Source organism: Streptomyces coacervatus (genome assembly GCF_029223485.1).
In the GTDB taxonomy this organism is placed as follows: Bacteria; Actinomycetota; Actinomycetes; order Streptomycetales; family Streptomycetaceae; genus Streptomyces; species Streptomyces coacervatus.
In genome coordinates this window covers 22,141-40,295 of record NZ_JARHTP010000035.1, presented here as the reverse complement: position 1 = coordinate 40,295, position 18,155 = coordinate 22,141, and the positions used below count along the sequence as shown (strand labels likewise).

General features: G+C 70.4%; 13 protein-coding genes and 1 pseudogene. 8 read left to right on the top strand and 6 right to left on the bottom strand.

The window, feature by feature from the left end; translation table 11 throughout:
• Positions 1-56: 56 nt before the first annotated feature.
• Positions 57-389: pseudogene (locus P2Q00_RS48435) on the bottom strand (sulfatase-like hydrolase/transferase); the annotation flags it as partial.
• Between the two features lie 286 nt (positions 390-675).
• Between P2Q00_RS48435 and lon the strand changes: the two are divergent.
• Positions 676-3,090 carry an endopeptidase La gene (gene lon / locus P2Q00_RS48430; RefSeq protein WP_275781377.1) on the top strand — a complete coding sequence of 805 codons (2,415 nt, stop codon included), beginning with the start codon at positions 676-678 and terminating at the stop codon, positions 3,088-3,090.
• A 188-nt stretch (positions 3,091-3,278) separates the two neighbouring features.
• Here lon and P2Q00_RS48425 read toward each other — a convergent pair whose 3' ends face one another.
• Positions 3,279-4,103, bottom strand: coding sequence for a lysozyme (locus P2Q00_RS48425; RefSeq protein ID WP_275781376.1), 825 nt, complete (start codon positions 4,101-4,103; stop codon positions 3,279-3,281).
• Positions 4,104-4,304: 201 nt separating this feature from the next.
• Between P2Q00_RS48425 and P2Q00_RS48420 the strand changes: the two genes are divergently transcribed.
• The gene (locus tag P2Q00_RS48420) at positions 4,305-4,796 is read left to right on the top strand and encodes a MarR family winged helix-turn-helix transcriptional regulator (RefSeq protein WP_275781375.1); all 492 of its coding nucleotides are present in this window, start codon (positions 4,305-4,307) and stop codon (positions 4,794-4,796) included.
• 17 nt (positions 4,797-4,813) lie between these two features.
• On the opposite strand, the gene P2Q00_RS48415 is transcribed toward P2Q00_RS48420, so the two are convergent.
• Positions 4,814-5,602 (bottom strand): protein phosphatase 2C domain-containing protein, encoded by a 789-nt coding sequence (locus tag P2Q00_RS48415; RefSeq protein WP_275781374.1) that lies wholly within the window; start codon positions 5,600-5,602, stop codon positions 4,814-4,816.
• A gap of 377 nt (positions 5,603-5,979) precedes the next feature.
• Between P2Q00_RS48415 and P2Q00_RS48410 the strand changes: the two genes are divergently transcribed.
• From P2Q00_RS48410 to P2Q00_RS48390, 5 genes are read left to right on the top strand one after another with little or no spacing between them, the layout of a single operon-like run.
• Positions 5,980-8,751: a sensor histidine kinase gene (locus P2Q00_RS48410; RefSeq protein WP_275781373.1), complete on the top strand. Its 2,772-nt coding sequence runs from the start codon at positions 5,980-5,982 to the stop codon at positions 8,749-8,751.
• Positions 8,748-9,263, top strand: coding sequence for a roadblock/LC7 domain-containing protein (locus tag P2Q00_RS48405; RefSeq protein ID WP_275781372.1), 516 nt, complete (start codon positions 8,748-8,750; stop codon positions 9,261-9,263). Before P2Q00_RS48410 ends, P2Q00_RS48405 begins: the two co-directional genes overlap by 4 nt.
• On the top strand, positions 9,260-9,670 hold the full coding sequence (locus tag P2Q00_RS48400) for a DUF742 domain-containing protein (RefSeq protein WP_275781371.1): 411 nt from the start codon (positions 9,260-9,262) through the stop codon (positions 9,668-9,670). Before P2Q00_RS48405 ends, P2Q00_RS48400 begins: the two co-directional genes overlap by 4 nt.
• Positions 9,651-10,295, top strand: a complete 645-nt coding sequence (locus P2Q00_RS48395; protein ID WP_275781370.1) for a GTP-binding protein — start codon at positions 9,651-9,653, stop codon at positions 10,293-10,295. The genes P2Q00_RS48400 and P2Q00_RS48395 overlap by 20 nt, the downstream gene beginning before the upstream one ends.
• A 25-nt stretch (positions 10,296-10,320) precedes the next feature.
• Positions 10,321-11,580: a styrene monooxygenase/indole monooxygenase family protein gene (locus P2Q00_RS48390; protein WP_275781369.1), complete on the top strand. Its 1,260-nt coding sequence runs from the start codon at positions 10,321-10,323 to the stop codon at positions 11,578-11,580.
• Positions 11,581-11,590: 10 nt separating this feature from the next.
• Here the strand turns inward: P2Q00_RS48390 and P2Q00_RS48385 are convergent, their stop codons facing one another.
• The 3 genes from P2Q00_RS48385 to P2Q00_RS48375 all read right to left on the bottom strand — a co-directional run bounded on the left by P2Q00_RS48385 (position 11,591) and on the right by P2Q00_RS48375 (position 13,734).
• Positions 11,591-12,643, bottom strand: coding sequence for a C40 family peptidase (locus P2Q00_RS48385; protein ID WP_275781368.1), 1,053 nt, complete (start codon positions 12,641-12,643; stop codon positions 11,591-11,593).
• Positions 12,644-12,746: 103 nt separating this feature from the next.
• Entirely contained in the window at positions 12,747-13,073 is a 327-nt protein-coding gene (locus P2Q00_RS48380; RefSeq protein ID WP_500692242.1) for a DUF8847 domain-containing protein, read from the bottom strand.
• Positions 13,074-13,083: 10 nt separating this feature from the next.
• A complete protein-coding gene (locus tag P2Q00_RS48375) occupies positions 13,084-13,734 on the bottom strand; it encodes a TetR/AcrR family transcriptional regulator (RefSeq protein ID WP_275781366.1) in 651 nt (216 codons plus the stop codon).
• A gap of 391 nt (positions 13,735-14,125) precedes the next feature.
• Here P2Q00_RS48375 and P2Q00_RS48370 point away from each other — a divergent pair, with 391 nt between their 5' ends.
• Positions 14,126-18,151, top strand: a complete 4,026-nt coding sequence (locus P2Q00_RS48370) for an SGNH/GDSL hydrolase family protein (RefSeq protein ID WP_275781365.1) — start codon at positions 14,126-14,128, stop codon at positions 18,149-18,151.
• The last annotated feature ends 4 nt before the right edge of the window (positions 18,152-18,155 follow it).

Genomic DNA, 18,155 nt, shown 5'->3' with positions numbered 1-18,155 from the left:
TCGCCGGTGCGCCAGAAGTTGAGGTACTTGCCGAACAGGCCCGTGCGGTAGCCGGCCTCGTGCAACCGGCGCTGCACGGTGGTGCGTTGGTCCAGGTGGTACGGGTGCCGGGTGTCCAGGACGCCGTGGTTGTGGGCGTAGCGGCCCGACATGATCGAGGCCCTGGAGGGTGCGCAGAGCGGGGTGTCGGAGTGGGCGCGGCCGAAGGTGACGCCGTTCCCGCCGAGCCAGTCGAGGGTTCGGGGGAGCGCCCAGTCCGTCTCCTTCGGCTGGTCGTCGGTGAGGACGAAGAGGATGTTGGGCCGGTGGTCGGAGCTGGCCCGGCGACTCGGGGTCGGGGTCGGGGACGGGGTCGGTGCGGGGTTCGCGCCGCCCGCCGCCCGCGCCACGAGGGGCACGGCAGCCCCTGCTGCCACCACGGCGGCCCCCGCGATCCTGAACGAGCTTGAAGTCTGCGGCCCGTTCCTGTGAACGGCGTTGCGGATGCATTTCAGCCCGTCCGGCGTTTGAGGACGAGGCCCCTCAAGGGCCGAAAGCGGGGGTCCGGGGGCGGCAGCCCCCGGCAAACGCCCACGTCACCGCCCGATCGCTGACAGCGAACGTCACCCCGGGAACATTCGCGGAGCGCCGTGCATTGAGTCGGCATAACTCAACTTGACTGCCGGAGGGTAGATCATGGCTTCGACGTCCACACCGCTCACCCTGCCCGTGCTGCCGCTCGACGACGAGGTCGTGCTGCCCGGAATGGTGGTTCCGCTGGACCTCAACGACACCGATGTACGCGCCGCGGTGGAGGCCGCCCAGGCCGCCGCCCGGTCCGAGCCGGGAAGGCCGAAGGTCCTGCTGGTGCCACGCATCGACGGCACATACCCGGGCACGGGTGTGCTCGGCACCGTGGAGCAGGTCGGCCGGCTCGCCGACGGTGACCCGGGCGCCCTCATCCGCGCCCGCGGCCGGGTGCGGATCGGCGCCGGCACCACCGGCCCGGGCGCGGCGCTGTGGGTCGAGGGGACGAGGATCGACGAGAGCGTGCCCGAGCCGCTGCCCGGTCACGTCTCCGAACTTGTCAAGGAGTACAAGGCCCTCGCCACCGCCTGGCTGCGCAAGCGCGGCGCCTGGCAGGTGGTCGACCGGGTGCAGGCCATCGACGATGTCTCAGCCCTGGCCGACAACTCCGGTTACTCGCCCTTCCTGACCACCGACCAGAAGATCGAACTGCTGGAGACCGTCGACCCGGTCGCCCGCCTCAAGCTCGCCACCCAGCTTCTGCGCGACCACCTCGCCGAGCAGGATGTCGCCGAGACCATCGCCAAGGACGTCCAGGAGGGCGTCGACAAGCAGCAGCGCGAGTTCCTGCTCCGCCGCCAGCTGGAGGCCGTACGCAAGGAACTGCGCGAGCTGAACGGCGAGCAGGACGGCGAGGAGTCCGACGACTACCGCGCCCGCGTGGAGGCGGCCGACCTGCCGGAGAAGGTACGGGAAGCGGCGCTGAAGGAGGTCGACAAGCTGGAGCGGTCCTCCGACCAGTCGCCCGAGGGCTCCTGGATCCGCACCTGGCTGGACACCGTCCTCGAACTCCCCTGGAACGAGCGCACCGAGGACGCCTACGACATCCAGGGCGCCAAGGCGATCCTCGACGCCGAGCACGCCGGTCTGGAGGACGTGAAGGAGCGCATCACCGAGTACCTGGCTGTGCGCAAGCGCCGCACGGACCGTGGGCTGGGCGTCATCGGCGGCCGGCGCGGAGGTGCCGTACTCGCCCTCGTCGGCCCGCCCGGCGTCGGCAAGACCTCGCTCGGCGAGTCCGTCGCGCACGCCATGGGCCGCAAGTTCGTCCGCGTCGCCCTCGGTGGCGTGCGGGACGAGGCGGAGATCCGCGGGCACCGGCGTACGTATGTGGGTGCGCTGCCCGGCCGTGTCGTCCGGGCGATCAAGGAAGCCGGGTCCATGAACCCGGTGGTCCTGCTGGACGAGATCGACAAGGTGGGCTCGGACTTCCGCGGCGACCCCGCGGCGGCCCTCCTGGAGGTCCTGGACCCGGCGCAGAACCACACCTTCCGTGACCACTACCTGGAGGTCGAACTCGACCTGAGCGACGTGGTGTTCCTCGCCACGGCCAACGTCCTGGAGGCCATCCCGGAGGCCCTGCTCGACCGTATGGAGCTGGTCCGCCTGGACGGCTACACCGAGGACGAGAAGGTCGTCATCGCCCGCGACCACCTGCTCCCGCGCCAGCTGGAGCGGGCGGGCCTGGACAAGGACGAGGTGACGCTGGACGAGAGCGCCCTGCGCAAGCTGGCCGGTGAGTACACGCGCGAGGCCGGCGTCCGCACCCTGGAGCGCTCCATCGCCCGTCTGCTCCGCAAGGTCGCGGCCCAGCACGAACTGGGCGACCGGGAGCTGCCGTTCACCATCACGGACGCCGACCTGCGGGCCCTGATCGGCCGCCCGCACCACGTGCCCGAGTCCGCCCAGGACCCGGCGGAGCGCCGCACGGCGGTCCCGGGCGTGGCGACGGGCCTCGCGGTCACGGGAGCGGGCGGAGACGTCCTCTTCGTGGAGGCGTCCCTCGCCGATCCGGAGACGGGCGCGGCGGGCCTGACGCTGACGGGCCAGCTGGGCGACGTGATGAAGGAGAGCGCGCAGATCGCCCTGTCCTTCCTCCGCTCGCACGGCGCGGAGCTGGAGCTCCCCGTCGCCGACCTGAAGGACCGTGGAGTGCACATCCACTTCCCGGCGGGCGCGGTCCCGAAGGACGGCCCGAGCGCGGGCGTCACGATGACGACGGCACTGGCGTCACTGCTCTCCGGCCGGCTGGTCCGTACGGACGTGGCGATGACCGGCGAGGTCTCGCTGACCGGCCGCGTCCTGCCCATCGGCGGCGTGAAGCAGAAGCTGCTCGCCGCACACCGGGCGGGCGTCACCACGGTGATCATCCCGAAGCGCAATGAGGCCGACCTGGACGACGTCCCCACGGAGGTGCTGGACAAGCTCGACGTCCACGCCGTCACGGACGTCCGCCAGGTCCTGGAGCTGGCACTCGCGCCCGCCACGAGCGACGCGAGGCCGGAGGTTCCGGTGGCGGCGTGACGGACGCCATCGGATAGGAGAAGGCCCGGGTTTTCGTGAGGGAGACCCGGGCCTTCGCCGTACGTGGGGAGGTCAGCCGTTGGCGAGGGCGACGACCCGGTCCAGCGCCCCATTGCTGCATTTCCCGGGGGCTGTGACATCTGCGGCTCCGCCGCGGGCCCCCGGACCCCCAGCCGGGGGGCGTTGTCCTAGCCGTTGGCCAGTGCCTGCACCCGGTCCAGCGCCCCATTGAACTTGTCGTGGTCGCCGACGGTCGGACCGGACGAGGTGTACTGCCACATGGTCTGGTAGGACCACCCCGCCGGCAGCGTCCCCACGTCCGACGCGTACCGCGCGATCCACAGTGGGTCGGCCGAGGCGAAGCCCGCGTAGTTCCCCGTGCAGTCGGTCCACCAGCTGGTGGCCGTGTAGATCACGGCATCCCGTCCCGTACGTGCTTTGTACGTGCTCAGGAAGTCGGAGATCCAGCCGACCATCGCACTGGCCGACTTGCCGTAGCACTCGGCGCCGTACGGATTCCATTCGATGTCGAGAGTGCCCGGCAGCGTCTTTCCGTCCTTGGACCAGCCGCCGCCGTGGTCGACGAAGTAGTTGGCCTGGGTGGCGCCGCTGGTGGTGTCGGGGGTGGCGAAGTGGTAGGCGCCGCGGATCATGCCGACGTTGTAGGAGCCGTTGTACTGCTGGGCGAAGTAGGGGTTCGTGTAGTACGTGCCTTCCGTCGCCTTGGTGTAGGCCCACTTGACCCCGCTGCTCCATAGGGTCGACCAGTCGACATTGCCCTGGTAGCCGGAGACGTCCACGCCCTCGGTCTGGGTGGCGGCGGTGGGGGCGGGGGTGCCGTGCCGGCCGTCGTGGGCGAGGACGCCCATGCCCATGTGGGCGGAGCCGCGGGGCGGGTGGGTGGCGGCGGAGGCCGGGGCGGCGAACGGCAGGGCGAGGGAGAGGGCGGCGAGCAGGAGCCCGGCGAGAGTGCGGTGCCGGGGGCGTACCGATCCGGGTCTGTGCACGGGCATGGCGTGCCTCCGAAGGCTCGGTGATGCCGGCGTGGGCATGCCGGCAAATCCCTGGTAAGGAAGCTACGCACGTAGAAGAGCCGGTGGGAAGAGGGGCCGGAGGCTGCCGTTGGTCTAGCCCTGCGAAATACTGGCGGAGCTGCGGCGACGGCGGCGTTTGGCGGAAACTTTCAGGAACGGGAAACCGAGGCAGGGGCTGACGTGCACGAAGGCGGAAACGGGGACGAGCGCCGACTCCCGTCGGGGACGGCGCCGAGTGGTGCGGATCCGGAGTACCTGTCCCTGGAGCGCGAACTGACGGTCCTGCTGCGGCGCGCCCGGGCCAGCCAGGGCGAGATGGCCCGCGAGGTCCACCCCGACCTGGAGTCCGCCGCGTACGGCCTCCTCGTGCGCCTCGACGAGTGCGGTCGCCAGCGGGCCACGGAGCTCGCCGCCTACATCGGTGTCGGCAAGGCCACCATGTCCCGCCAGCTGCGCGCCCTGGAGGATCTGGGCCTGGTCGCGCGCGAGCCCGACCCGGCGGACGGCCGGGCCTGGCTGGTCCATCTCACCGATGAGGGCCACAACCGTGTCGGCAAGGTGCGCGAGGCGCGACGGGGGCGGTATGTCAGCCAGCTGGCCCATTGGGACCGGCGTGAGGTGGCTGAACTTGCCCGGTTGCTGGGGCAGTTGAACCGGGGGATGGAGAGGTAGGACGCGGGGCGCGGGCGTCACAGCTCCACGTACACCACCGACGCGTCGTCGTGCGTCTTGCTCCGCCGCAGGTACGTCCGTGCCTCGCTGTCGGCCCGTTCCAGCGCCCGCACCCGCTCCACGAGCGCCCCGGCCCCCTCCTTCCGTACCAGCCGGAAGCAGTCCTCCCAGCTCCCTTCCCGGAACTTCTCCACCCAGCGGGTGGCCCCATCCGTCAGCGCGGCCAGCGCACGCACCTCCGCACGAGGCAGCACCCCCGTCACCGCCCGCTCCGCCACCGACGGATCCGCGGCCGCCGTGAAGAAGCCGCCCTCCTTGTTGCGGACGGTGGAGTCCACCAGGGCGTCGGTCGCCAGGGCGGACCGCGGCAGCCGGGACAGGCGGTCGTCCAGGAGGGCCGTGACCGTGCCCTCCTGCGAGTCCACCAGCAGGGCCGAGTCCGACAGGACCAGGTATTCGACCCTCTCCAGGCCCCACCGCGCCACGACCGCCGTTGCCTGTGGGGTGCGTGGGTGAGAAAGGTCACAGGTCTCGGCATGGGCCTCGGCCGTACGCGCGATGGCTCGTGCGAGGGCCTCCTGCAGCGGAACATCCGGGAGGGAAACGGTCAGTTCGGTCAGGGTGCCGCCCAGGCGGGCCGTGTACCAGGGGACCGAATGCAGACAGCCGGTCCCGCCGCGCGGTGGCGTCACTCCGTCCAGGACGACCAGTGCGCCGCCCTGACCGGAAGCGGGCAGGGCCGCCGCGGCGAAGTCCTCGTTGGGGCGGGTGGGATCGCCGGGCTCCGAAACAAGTTCCGTACGCATTCGGCCAGTCTGCACGACGTCTTCACAAGGTTCGCCAAAGGCTGGCATTGGTCGCCGAATTGACGCACCCGCGCAGGTCAGACGCCTGGTTTGGGGTGGAATCCATGCTTCCGGGAAGGCGTGTCGGCGAATACTGCCACCGCCCGGCGCGGACGTCCAACCGGCCCGCCGCACAAGGTCGCTGAACGCCCCCGAGGAACTTGCCCGCCAACTCTCCTCCGGGGTTCACTCCTTCGGGTGGCGGGTCAGGTGATGCTCGTCCACTGCCCACCGGCACTGGGAGGGTCGGCACCGTACTCGGAGTACGCACGGTCGACGTCAGTTGACGGAGCGTCACCCGGGCCCATGAGTATCACGAGTCAGGAATGCGAGCACCGGTGCAGAAGACGCGGCCTCGTCGCACAGGCAAGCAGACGGATCCCGCAGCGGGCGCGGAGCGCACGCCCGGCAGCACCGGCATCACCACCGGCAAGGGCCGGCCCACCCACGTCCGCAACCGGCTCGTCGTCGCCGTGGCCGTGGTGGCCGCCGCCATAGCCGGGGCCGGCGTCCCCTCCGTCCTCACCGCCTCCGGGCAGCTCAACGACTCCCAGAACCTGGTGACGCTCGCCGGGCAGACCCAGGACGCCCTGGCCCTGGCTCATTCGCTCGCCGACGAGCGGGACGAGGTGACGTCCTACATCGCCGCCGGTCGGCCCAAGTCCAAGGCGCCCGCCGAGCAGTCCAGTGCCCGCGTCGACCGGCAGGTCGAGGCGCTGCGGGAGAACACCGACACGCCCGCCGCCCTGCGCGGCGATCTCGACGGCATCGCCGCGCTGCGCCGCTCCGCGCTCACCGGCAAGAGCGACGCCCTGCAGGCGCACGACGCCTACTCCGCCGCCATCACCGAACTGCACGGTCTCGCCGAGCAGCTGGCGCAGCAGATGCCGCCCCGGGCCGGATCGGGCGCGTACGCCCTCGCCGAGCTGGACTCCGCCGTGCAGCAGTCCGCCGCCGCCCGCGGCCTGCTCCTGGCGGCCCTCAACGTACCGGCGTCGACCCAGACGGTCATCAGCCCCGTCACCGGCCTGCCGACCACGGCCACCACCTCCTCGGCCGCCGACACCAAGCAGCGGGACACACTGACCGCCGCCGCCCAGCAGGCCCGGCTGCGCTCGGATGCGGCCCTGGCCGACTTCCACGACACGGCGACCGAGGCCGCCCGCACGTCGTACGACTCCACGGTCACCGGCTCCGAGGTCAACTCCGCCGAGAAGTACCTCGCCGCGCTCACCGACCAGCCGACGTTCTCCGCCTCCGAACTCGGCACCAGCGCCTCGAAGCTCGACGCCGCGCTCTCCGCCCGTATCGACGCGATGCGCGGCGCGGAGTCCGCCCTGTACGACCGCCGCACCAAGGACCTCGCCCGGCTGCGCGACGACGACGTCAGCGCGCTGGAGCTGCGTATCGCCGTCCTCGGCGCGCTGATGCTGCTCGCCGTCGGTATCGCCACGGCGATGGCCCGCACCCTCACCCGCCCGCTCTCCGTGCTGCGCCGGGGTTCGGCCCGCCTTGCCGAGGCGGCGGACCCGGCCGCCGAGGAACCGGTCACCTTCACCGGTCGCAACGACGAGTTCGCGCAGGTCGTCCGCTCCGTCAACGCCCTGCATGCACACGCTGCCGCTCTGGGCGAGCGCATCGTCACCCTGGAGGCCGACCGCAAACACCTGGTCGGCCAGCGCCAGAAGATGGCCGACGCCCGCGAGCAGCTGCGCACCGAACTCGCCGAGTCCGCCGCCCAGTTGGAGCGGCTGCGCGAGAGCATCGGCGGCACGTTCGTGAACCTCTCGCTGCGCACCCTCGGTCTGGTCGAGCGCCAACTCGCCGTCATCGAGAGCCTGGAGGAGCGCGAGCAGGACCCCGACCGCCTCGCCACCCTCTTCAAGCTCGACCACTTCGCGACGGTCATGCGCCGCCACAGCGAGAACCTCCTGGTCCTGGCCGGCACGGAGCACGTCCAGCAGCACGCGGGGCCCGTCCCGCTCGTCGACGTCGTCCGCGCCGCGGTCAGCGAGATCGAGCGCTACGAGCGCGTCCGCATCGCCGTGCTGCCGCCGCACGCGCATGTCGCGGGCTTCGCCGCGGACGACCTCTCCCACCTGCTGGCCGAACTGATGGAGAACGCCACCTCGTTCTCCCCGCCGGACCTGCCGGTCGAGGTCTCCGGCTGGCTCCTGGAGAACGGCGAGGTCATGCTCTCCGTCCAGGACGAGGGCATCGGCATGACCGCCGAGCGCATGACCCGCCTCAACACCCGCCTGGCCGAGTTCGACCCCGAGTCCCCCTACGACCAGGAGGGCGAGGAGGGCCTGGGCCTCGGCCTCTACGTCGTCGCCCGCCTCGCCCACCGCCACGGCGTCCGCGTCCAGCTGCGCGAACAGAAGCAGGGCGGCGTCGCAGCGGTGGTGGTCCTCCCGAACGCCCTGCTGGCGGCGGCCCCGTCCGCCGCGGTCCCGTCGTCGTCCGCACCGGCGACCGGCGGAACGCTCACGTTCTCCCTCCCGGGAGCCGACGCCGAGGCCAACTCCAACGAGCTGCACGGCCGCCTGAAGACGGCCGATCCGCTGGTGGCCCTGGCGGAGAAGGCGGTACGTCACTCCGCGGAGGCCGAGCACGAGGCGGCTCCGGCGGAGACCACGATGGAGCTCCTGGTACCGCACCAGGCGACGGACCGGGACCCGCTCCAGGCGACGGCCCCAGAGCCGTCCCACCCCCAGCCCGCAGCCGCCGACGGCGAGGAAGCCCCACAGGGGCCACCCGCACCCGACGACGATGGGGAAACGGGTGGTGCGGGTGGGACCACATCCGTCGAAGGCGAAGCCGAGACGGAACACGAACGCGCCGAGGACGAGCAACTCACCACCAAGGGCCTCCCCAAGCGCACCCCCAAGCTCACCGAACAAACCCAGGCCGCACCCCAGCGCCCCCGCACCGTAGACGCAGAAGCACTCCGCCGACGCCTCGGCGGCTTCCGCAGCGGCGCCCAGGCCGGCTACCGCGCCGTAGAGGCGGAGATCGCCGAACAGACGGCCCAGAACGAGGTGCCGGCCACCGAACCGGCCGTATCCGAAGAAATCACGGGGGGCACTGTCGAGGAGGCAAGCAGTTGACCGCGCCCAGTACCTTCGGACTGAGCAGTGAAGCCCGCAACCTGCACTGGCTGCTGACGAACCTGGTCGAGGAGGTGCCGGGCATCCAGTCAGTGGCGGTGGTCTCCTCCGACGGCCTGCTACTGCTCTCCTCCGACCCCGGCCGAAACGCAGAAGCCAAGGACAAGGCCAATCAGAAGCGGACCGGCCCCCGAGGCTCCTCCGCCGACCTCGCCACCATCGTCTCCGGCATCGGCAGCCTCACCATCGGCGCGGCCAGGCTGATGGACCGCGGCAGAGTGAAACACACGATGGTCGCCATGGACGAGGGCAGCCTGTTCGTGATGTCGATCAGCGACGGCTCGCTGCTCGGCGTGCACGGCGCCGCGGACTGCGACATGAGCGTGGTGGCCTATCACATGGCACTGTTCGTCGGCCGCGCCGGCCATGTCCTGACCCCCGAACTCCGCAGCGAGCTACGGAAGTCCCTGGAGTCGGAGCCGAAGTCGGAATCCGCAGGGAGCACCCGATGAGCAGTACGCCCGAGAAGCTCCCCGTCCGCGGCGGCGACCGCAAGCCGGCCCGTGTCCGCCCCTACTCGCTCACCGGCGGCCGTACCCGCTTCGGCCACGTCCTCCTGGTGGAGACGTTCGTGGCCGCGCTGGAAGCCCCCGAGGAGCGTAAAGAGCTGACGAATGGTTCCCTCAGCACCCGGGTCATGCCCGAGATGCTGGCCATCGTCGAACTGTGCCGCCGTATGCGCACGGTGGCCGAGATAGCAGCACTGCTGAAGATGCCGCTCGGCGTGGTCCGCGTGCTGCTCAGCGACCTCGCGGACCAGGGCAGGATCCGCGTGTACGGAACAGGTACCGGTCACGGCACGGGCCGTCCGGACCGCGCTCTGCTGGAAAGGGTGCTGAGTGGACTCCGTCGTCTCTGACGCCGCCTCCTCTTTTGGCGTCACCCCGCTCCTCGACGAAGAGGGGCCCGTGCAACCCTGGCAGACGGACCGGACCCGCGCCCCGATAGCCACGAAGATAGTGGTGGCGGGCGGTTTCGGCGTCGGCAAGACGACCCTGGTCACCGCCGTCTCGGAGATCACGCCCCTGCAGACCGAGGCGCTGATGACCGAGGCGAGCGAGGAGACCGACGACCTCACCGCCACGCCCGGCAAGCTGACCACCACGGTGGCCATGGACTTCGGCCGTCTCACGCTCGACGAAGACCTGGTGCTCTACCTGTTCGGCACGCCGGGCCAGCAGCGGTTCTGGTTCATGTGGGACGACCTGGTGCGCGGCGCGATAGGCGCGGTCGTCATGGCCGACACCCGCCGTCTGAAGGACTGCTTCCCCGCACTGGACTACTTCGAGAGCTGCGGACTGCCGTATGTCGTCGCGGTCAACCACTTCGACGGCAGCGAGCGCTTCGAACCCGAGGACGTGCGGGAGGCGTTGACGATCCCCGCGCACATACCTGTAATGATCATGGATGCGCGCCGCCGGATCTCGGTCATCGAAACCCTTCTGTCCCTCGTGGGCCACGCGCTCGACGAAACCCCCGAGTAGTCGCGACTTAGGAGTCACCACCCGTATGCGGAAGATACTCGTCGTAGGAGCCGGCCAGTCCGGTCTCCAGATCGCCCTCGGACTCCAGTCGCACGGGTACGAGGTCACCCTGATGTCGAACCGGACGGCGGACGAGATCCGCTCCGGCCGGGTCATGTCGACGCAGTGCATGTTCCACACGGCACTGCAGCACGAGCGCGATCTCCAGCTGAACTTCTGGGAGTCCCAGGCCCCGAAGATCGAAGGACTCGGCGTCTCGGTCGCGGCCCCCGGCTCGCACGACCCGGGCCCGACGCAGCGGGCGATCGACTGGGTGGGCCGGCTCGACGGGTATGCGCAGTCGGTCGACCAGCGGGTGAAGATGGCCGGCTGGATGGAGACGTTCGCGCAGCGCGGTGGCCAGCTGGTCATCCACGGGGCGGCGGTCTCCGACCTCGACTACTTCTCCCGTACGTACGACCTGGTGCTGGTGTCGGCGGGCAAGGGCGAGCTGGTCTCCATGTTCGGCCGGGACGCGTCGCGCTCTCCGTACAGTGAGCCGCAGCGCGCCCTCGCCGTCTCCTACGTCCACGGTCTCGGCCCCCGCCCCGAGCACCCGGAGTTCGAGGCGGTCCGCTGCAACCTGGTCCCGGGCGTGGGCGAGCTGTTCATCATGCCGACGCTCACCACCTCCGGCCGCGCGGACATCCTCTTCTGGGAGGGCATACCCGGCGGCCCGCTGGACGTCTTCAACGGCGTCAAGGACCCGGCGGAGCACCTCTCCCTGACCCTGGAACTCATGGAGAAGTTCACGCCGTGGGAGTTCGCGCGGGCCTCCAAGGTCGAACTGACCGACGCGGGCGGCGTGTTGGCCGGCCGCTACGCCCCCACCGTCCGCAACCCCATCGGCCGTCTCCCCGGTGGCGGACTGGTCCTCGGCGTCGCCGACGTGGTGGTGGCCAACGACCCGATCACTGGCCAGGGCTCCAACTCGGCCTCCAAGTGCGCGGCTTCGTATCTTGCGTCGATCCTTGAGAACGGCGAGAAGGAGTTCGACGAGACCTGGATGCAGTCGACGTTCGACCGCTACTGGGACACCGCCCAGCACGTCACCAAGTGGACGAACGCGATGCTGTCGCCGCCGCCGGAGCACATCCTCAACCTCATCGGCGCGGCGGGCCAATTGCAGCCGGTGGCCGACCGCTTCGCCAACGGGTTCAACGACCCGGCCGACTACGAGAACTTCTTCTACGAGCCCGAGAAGACGGCCGCCTACCTGGCGGAAGTGACCGGCTCCGCCTCCTGAGAGCCTTTGCTCACAGGCGCCGAGGGCGCTGGTCCGGACGCACGGCTCCCAGGATCGGGTAGGACGCGACCGGGGCGACCTCGACGTTCTCGCCGGTCCTCGGCGCCTGGATCATCAGGCCCTTGCCCAGGTACATCGCCACATGCGTGGCTTCCGGGAAGTAGATCACCAGGTCACCGGGGCGCAGCTTCTTCAGCGGGATGTGCGGCAGCTGCGCCCACTGCTCCTGGCTGGTGCGGGGGATCGGCGTACCGGCCCGGCCCCAGGCCTGGGAGGTCAGGCCCGAGCAGTCGTACGACTTCGGGCCCTCGGCACCCCACTTGTACGGCTTCCCGATCTGCCGCACGGCGTACCGGATGGCCCGGTTGCCCTTCCGTGACGGCTTGCGTCTGCCGCTCAGCACGCCGGACGCCATGAGCCGCCGCTGCGCCTTGTCGGTCCCGTCCTTCTCCAACTCGGCGAGCGCGGCCAGCTGTTCGGGGGTCAGGGAGACGAGGAGTTGCTCGACGTCCTGCACCCGCGCCTGTACGTCATCGCGGTCCTTCTTCTGCCGTTCGGCGAGGGAGAGCTGTCCGTCGAGGGCCTTGCGGGCCGCGCGGGCGAGTGCGTCGGCCTTCTTCTCGCTGTCGGTCAGCCGGCCGACCGTCTCGGCCCGCTCCCGCGCCAACTGGCCGATCACATGGCCCTCATCGAGCGCCTGCTGGGGGTTGCGGGCGAGCAGCAGGCGTACGTACGCGGAGAGCTCGGTGGTGCCCTGGTACTGCTGCCTGGCCAGGCGTCCCGCGGCGACCCGGCTGTCGTCCAGCGAGCGGCGGGCCCCGGCCAGTTCGCGGTCGAGGCGGGCGACCTCCGCGCGCTGCTTCGTCAGCCTCTCCGCGGTGGCGTTGTAGGTCTCGGTGGCCTTCTCGGCCTCCCGGTACAGCCGCTGAAGGTCCGTCAGCCGACCGGCGACGGTACGCCCGCCGGGCTTCGGCCCGGGCGCGGCCGCGGCGGGCGGCGGCACAAGGAGGGCCCCGGCGGCCACCGCCACCGTACAGACCAGACGCAGAAGCCTTCCTGACACATCATCACCTCCGGTGCGGGGCAGCCCTTCTGCTCCGCACGGTGAGATGTTGACGTTCCCGCCGCGAACGCGCGCCGCATGTACGCGGTTCGGCGCAACCTCGTCACCCGTCGGTGTCGTCCGCCTTGCGGTCCGGCGTGGCGTCTGGCGTGGAGTCCGCAGTGGCGTCCGGCTTGGACCACGGCCACTTCAGCTTCCCGCTGCCCTTGTCCTCAGGGGCGTACTCGTATTTCCACCCCTGCGGGATGCCGAGCCGCTTGCTGTGCCCGCGCGGCACGCGTCGGTAGACGAGCACGGTGGGCGGGCCGCCGCCCGCGTCCGGTACGGGGATGCGGTACGTCTTGGGCGGCTGTCCGGTGGGGCCGAGGAGGACGGACAGCACCCGACCGTCCATCGGTCCGCCCTCGAACGGTGTCTCTTCGCTCTTCACGGCACCAGTGTCAGACATCCTCCGCCAGCGCCTGCACCAGCGCGGCGGTCTGCGGGTCCCGGGCCGCCGTCACCGAGAGCACGGCCACGAACTGCTCCACCAGCCAGTCCCGGAGCTCGTCGACCGGCGGCTGCTTGTCCTCGTCGAGCCAGATCAGGGAGGCAGCCTCGACCGCGGTGATCCACATCCGCACGGTCATGCGCAGCAGCAGCCCGGCGTCCGTGACCCCCAGATGGCTCAGGATGTGCTCGGCGGCGGCACGGCGCACACCGTCCACGATGGCGGTGGTCCGGGACGTCTCGACCACACTGCCGCCCTGCAGCAGCGCACTGAACCCGGCGTCGTGCTGGTCGACGAAGGCGAGATACCGGTCGAGGGCACGGGCGAGCCGGGGGAGAAGCGGCCCGACGCGCGCCTCGTCGAAGCACTGCTGCAACTCGTCCGCAGCGGACCTCAGGGCGGCCTCGTACAGCTGCTGCTTGCCACCCGGAAAGTACCGGTACACCAGGGGCCGGGAGACTCCGGCGGCCTCCGCCACGTCGTCGAGGGAGACCTCCTCGGGCGCACGATGCGCGAAGAGCGACAGAGCGGCTTCAAGCAGCTGACTGCGCCGCTCCTCGACGCTCAGTCGGCGGTAGGCGGGGGTGGGGGCCGGGGTCATGACAGGCAGCCTAATCGGCGTGGGGGTGCAGGGGGTGCAGGCGCCCGTCGGCCCAGGTCGAAGGCACACCGGATCCCCACAGCAGGCGATCTTGGTCATCGAAAACAAGCCAAGCTGCGCGAGTCGCCCGCGCGGGTCGCGCCGGTTGCGTGCCGTAGGAACTTTATTGAAACACCGGTGAGTTGATCATCTCTCGACGGCCATGTCGGATGTGTGTTCCGGTGGGCGCTTTCGCGCCACCTCCCTGTGAAGATTGCGTGACGTGTGCATGCTGTTCCCGGGCCACTCGAGGGGGAAAGGCCAGGTGCGTCGTCCGCCTGGGGGTGGCGATCGAGCCCTGCCCTGACCAGGCATGGGACACCACGTAACGAGAAAACGGGGAATCTCACTCTTGAGACTCAGAAAACGATCACACGCGGCCTGGGCCGCCGTGGTGGCCTGTGCCGCCATGACCGGCGGCCTGGTGCAGGCGGTGCCCGCCGCTGCCGTACCGACGCCCGGCTCCGCCACCGAGGTCCACGCCAGGCCTGCACCTCCTGCCGGGGTCGCCCATCCGGGCAAGAGGCTCGGCGCCGGCTGGCACACCTCCACCGACCGTGCCGTCACCGGGGCGGCCGACACCGGCGGATTCGACATCCTCGCCGCGGACAGCAGTCAGGCGTACGCGTGGAGGACCGCCGCCGTCCTGGCCGAGCCGGGCATGCCGGCGGACTCGTGGATCGGCAACCAGTGCGTCATCGACCACGACCACGTGGCGGCCGTCTACGCGCCCCGCACGTTCACCAACAAGCCGGACCTGATGCAGGGCGGTGCCTTCGCCGCCATCGTCAACCTCAAGAACGGTGCGGTGACCAAGCTGCCGTTCACCGCCTCGCTCGCCTATTTCGACCCGACCTGCAACACCCGGACGCGCACTGCCGCGTTCACCGCCTTCCGGGACATGAACGACCCGGTGAAGACGGAGACGCGCCTGCTGACCGTGGACACCAGCGGCCGGATCGCGGGCAAGGTGACGGTGAAGGGCGAGGCCACCAGCGCCGTCCCGGTCAAGGACGGCGTCCTGGCCGCGCTCGGCCGCAACCTCGTCCACATCGACCGCTCCGGCAAGGTCGGCAGCCTGGTCACGGCGGACAGCGTCCCGTACGACATCCGTCCGGCGGCGGGCGACCGGGTCGCCTTCGTCGACCGACGGAACATCCACACGGCCGACGCCAAGGTCTGGCGCGACCATGGCAAGCCGGCTCTGGTCGCCTCGGGCAGGCTCGGCGACCTGGAGCTGCACCAGGGCGCGGAGGGCCGGGTGTTCCTCACCGGCCATCCCGTCGGTACCCCCCGGACGAAGGGGACCGGCGTCACCCGCGTCAACGCCCCCGCCGACGCGGAGGTCTCCACCCTGGGCCGTCTCGCCGTCGACCCCGTCCTCACCCCGGGCATCCGTACCGGCCTGGACCGGATCGGCAATGGGGGCCGCGGCTTCACCAGGACCGAGCCCTCCTCGCCGCACCCGTCCCGGCAGGCCCCCGAGACCATGGCGACGGACACACCGACGACCGTGACGTCCACCGCCACCACCACGGGCGAGCGGATCAGCCAAGCCGTACAGGTGTCGGCAGCGGCCGCCGGAGGGAAGAGCACCTTCTCGCCCGCGCTCGTCTCCGCCGGCGTCGCCCCCGGCAAGCACCCGAAGCTCGCCCGGACCGGTTCGGCGGTCGTGTCCCACGACCCCACGGACCCCGACCGCTGGTGCGCGGTTTCCCGTAACGACGTCGACGCGCAGGCGCTCCAGCCGACTCCGAACCAGGTGGAGTGGGCCGTCGACATGGCCGTACGCGGCAAGCTGCGCTCCGGACTGATCCGGCAGGGCGGATACCGCAACCAGACGGGCATGGGCACGATCGACCCCCAGGGCCTGTTCCCGAGGCCCACCCTGACCGGCCCGGCGGACGCGCGTATCCCAGCCAACGTGATGCTCGGCATCATGGCGCAGGAGTCCAACCTGTGGCAGGCCGAGTCCGGCTCCATCCCCGGCCAGATGGGCAACCCGCTCGCGGCCGTGGACGGCTACTACGGTCACGAGAGGGACCCGGCCAGCCCGGACGCCTACTGGAACATCAACTGGGACAAGTCCGACTGCGGTTACGGCGTCGGCCAGGTCACCGACGGCATGCGTCTCAAGGGCCACGAGAAGCCCCACGAGACCAGCCTCGCCCCGGCGGTGCAGAAGGCCGTGGCGGTCGACTACGCCACCAACATCGCCGCCTCCCTGAAGATCCTCGCCGACAAGTGGAATGAGGTCCACAAGACCGGCCAGACGATCACCGTCAACAACGACGACCCCGCCCGCCCCGAGAACTGGTTCACCGCGGTGTGGAACTACAACCTCGGCTTCAACCCGCCCTCGGAGGCGTCAAAGCACAACGGGCACTGGGGCCTCGGCTGGTACAACAACCCGGCCAACCCGCTCTACAAGAACAGCTGGAACCACCCGTTCATGGACACCTCCGTGGACGGACCCGAAGCCAACCGCGACGCCGCGCATCCGCAGGACTGGCCCTACGAGGAGAAGGTGATGGGCTGGGCCGCCTGGTCCATCGACACCGGCTTCTCCTACGGCACCTCCGGCCGCCAGGACTGGCCCGGCGAATCGGGCTTCTCCTCGGCCGGTTTCCGGCCCGCCTGGTGGTCCAACAACCCGCAGCGCAGCGCCGTCTCGCCGCCGTTGACCACCTTCTGCAACAGCAGCAACAACTGCAATCCGCAGCAGCCCCCGAACTGCGGCACGGAGGAGTGCTACGCGCAGTTCTGGTGGAACAAGCCCAAGACCGGCTGGAAGCCCGACTGCGACACCAGCTGCGGCCACGAGAGCATCAAGTACGAGACGGAGACCACCCCCGAACCGGGCCGTGGCACCCGGCTCCAGACCGGTGCACCGCTCTGCGCCGGGCAGCCCAACGGGTCCCTGGTGGTCACCTCGGTGCCGAACAAGACCGAGACCTGGAGCGACTGCGGACAGGCCACCTCGGCGGGCAGCTTTCAGTTCGCGTTCAACCCGGACACGATGGGAACGCACTACGAGGCGAAGGCGGACCTGCACCAGGTCGGCGGAGGCTTCGGCGGCCACTTCTGGTACAGCCACACCCGCAGCCCCGACCGTCTCGGCGGTGACAACGGCGCGATGACCGTCAACGGGACCTGGACGCTCGGACAGAATCTGAACTGGGCCCGGGTGCTGGTGCACCTGCCCGACACCGGCGCCCAGACCCGGCAGGCCACCTACGACGTGCGCGGCACCGACGACACCGGCAGCGCCGGCGGCACCAAGCGGGTCGTGCTCCAGACCGCGGGCGGATGGGCGAGCCTGGGAGTGTTCCACTTCACGGGCACCCCGCAGGTCTCGCTGTCGAACACCACGGCGGACGGAACGGCCGACGAGGACGTCGCCTGGGGCGCCGTCGCCTTCCAGCCCCTGACGGCCAAGCCGAAGGACATGGTCGTCGCCCTGGGTGACTCCTACTCCTCGGGCGAGGGCGTCAGCGCGCCCGGCGGCAAGGACTTCTTCTCGGAGACGGACCACCCCGACAAGAACGACGAGCTGGTCGACAAGTGCCACCGCTCCAAGCTGGCCTGGTCGCGGCAGGCGACACTGCCGGGCTCCGCCAAGTCGATCGGTGCCCTGGCCGACGGTTTCGACGCGCAGCTGGACTACCACTTCGTCGCCTGCTCGGGTGCCCGCACCTACAACATCCTCACGGACGGGCAGTCCCACGAGGTACCGCAGATCGACGCCGGCTACCTCGACCACAACACCACCCTGGTCACCCTGTCGGTCGGCGGCAACGACGCCCGGTTCACCGACGTGTTCAAGCAGTGCGTGTACAAGGCCGTGGCCGACCTGTGCCAGGACACGTCGATGGGGAACATCGACCCGGACGACGGCAGCCCCAAGGACGGAGACACCGGTCCGCTGAAGGACTGGGCTCCGAAGTGGCTGCACGACGCCGTCCGGCCGCACATCGAGACCGTCCTGAAGCAGATCCGGACGCGGGCGCCGAACGCGAAGATCGTCCTCATGGGCTACCCGCGCCTGCTGTCGGCGAACGGGCAGTGCATCCCGGGGATCGGCACCGAGGAGGGGCCGTGGCTGAACTCGGTGGCGGACACCCTGAACGAGGAGATGAAGGGCGCGGCGTCCGACGTCGCGGCACAGACCGGTTCGAAGGTGGTCTTCGCCGACCCGCGCGCCGAGTTCGACGGCAAGACGGTGTGCGGTGACCCGGAAGATGTGAACGGCATCGTCCTCACCGGACTGTCCAAGGCGGACAACACGGGGACGGGAGCGATCGGCATGGCGTCCTTCCACCCGAAGATCGCGGGATCCCGCCTCTACGCGAACACGCTGGAAAAGGCGCTGAAGTAGAAGA

What these genes read in the sequence shown, in the direction of transcription:
- lon (WP_275781377.1), top strand. Translation starts at nt 676, where the DNA reads ATGGCTTCGACGTCCACACCGCTCACCCTGCCCGTGCTGCCGCTCGAC.
- P2Q00_RS48425 (WP_275781376.1), bottom strand. Translation starts at nt 4,103, where the DNA reads ATGCCCGTGCACAGACCCGGATCGGTACGCCCCCGGCACCGCACTCTC.
- P2Q00_RS48415 (WP_275781374.1), bottom strand. Translation starts at nt 5,602, where the DNA reads ATGCGTACGGAACTTGTTTCGGAGCCCGGCGATCCCACCCGCCCCAAC.
- P2Q00_RS48400 (WP_275781371.1), top strand. Translation starts at nt 9,260, where the DNA reads ATGAGCAGTACGCCCGAGAAGCTCCCCGTCCGCGGCGGCGACCGCAAG.
- P2Q00_RS48390 (WP_275781369.1), top strand. Translation starts at nt 10,321, where the DNA reads ATGCGGAAGATACTCGTCGTAGGAGCCGGCCAGTCCGGTCTCCAGATC.
- P2Q00_RS48375 (WP_275781366.1), bottom strand. Translation starts at nt 13,734, where the DNA reads ATGACCCCGGCCCCCACCCCCGCCTACCGCCGACTGAGCGTCGAGGAG.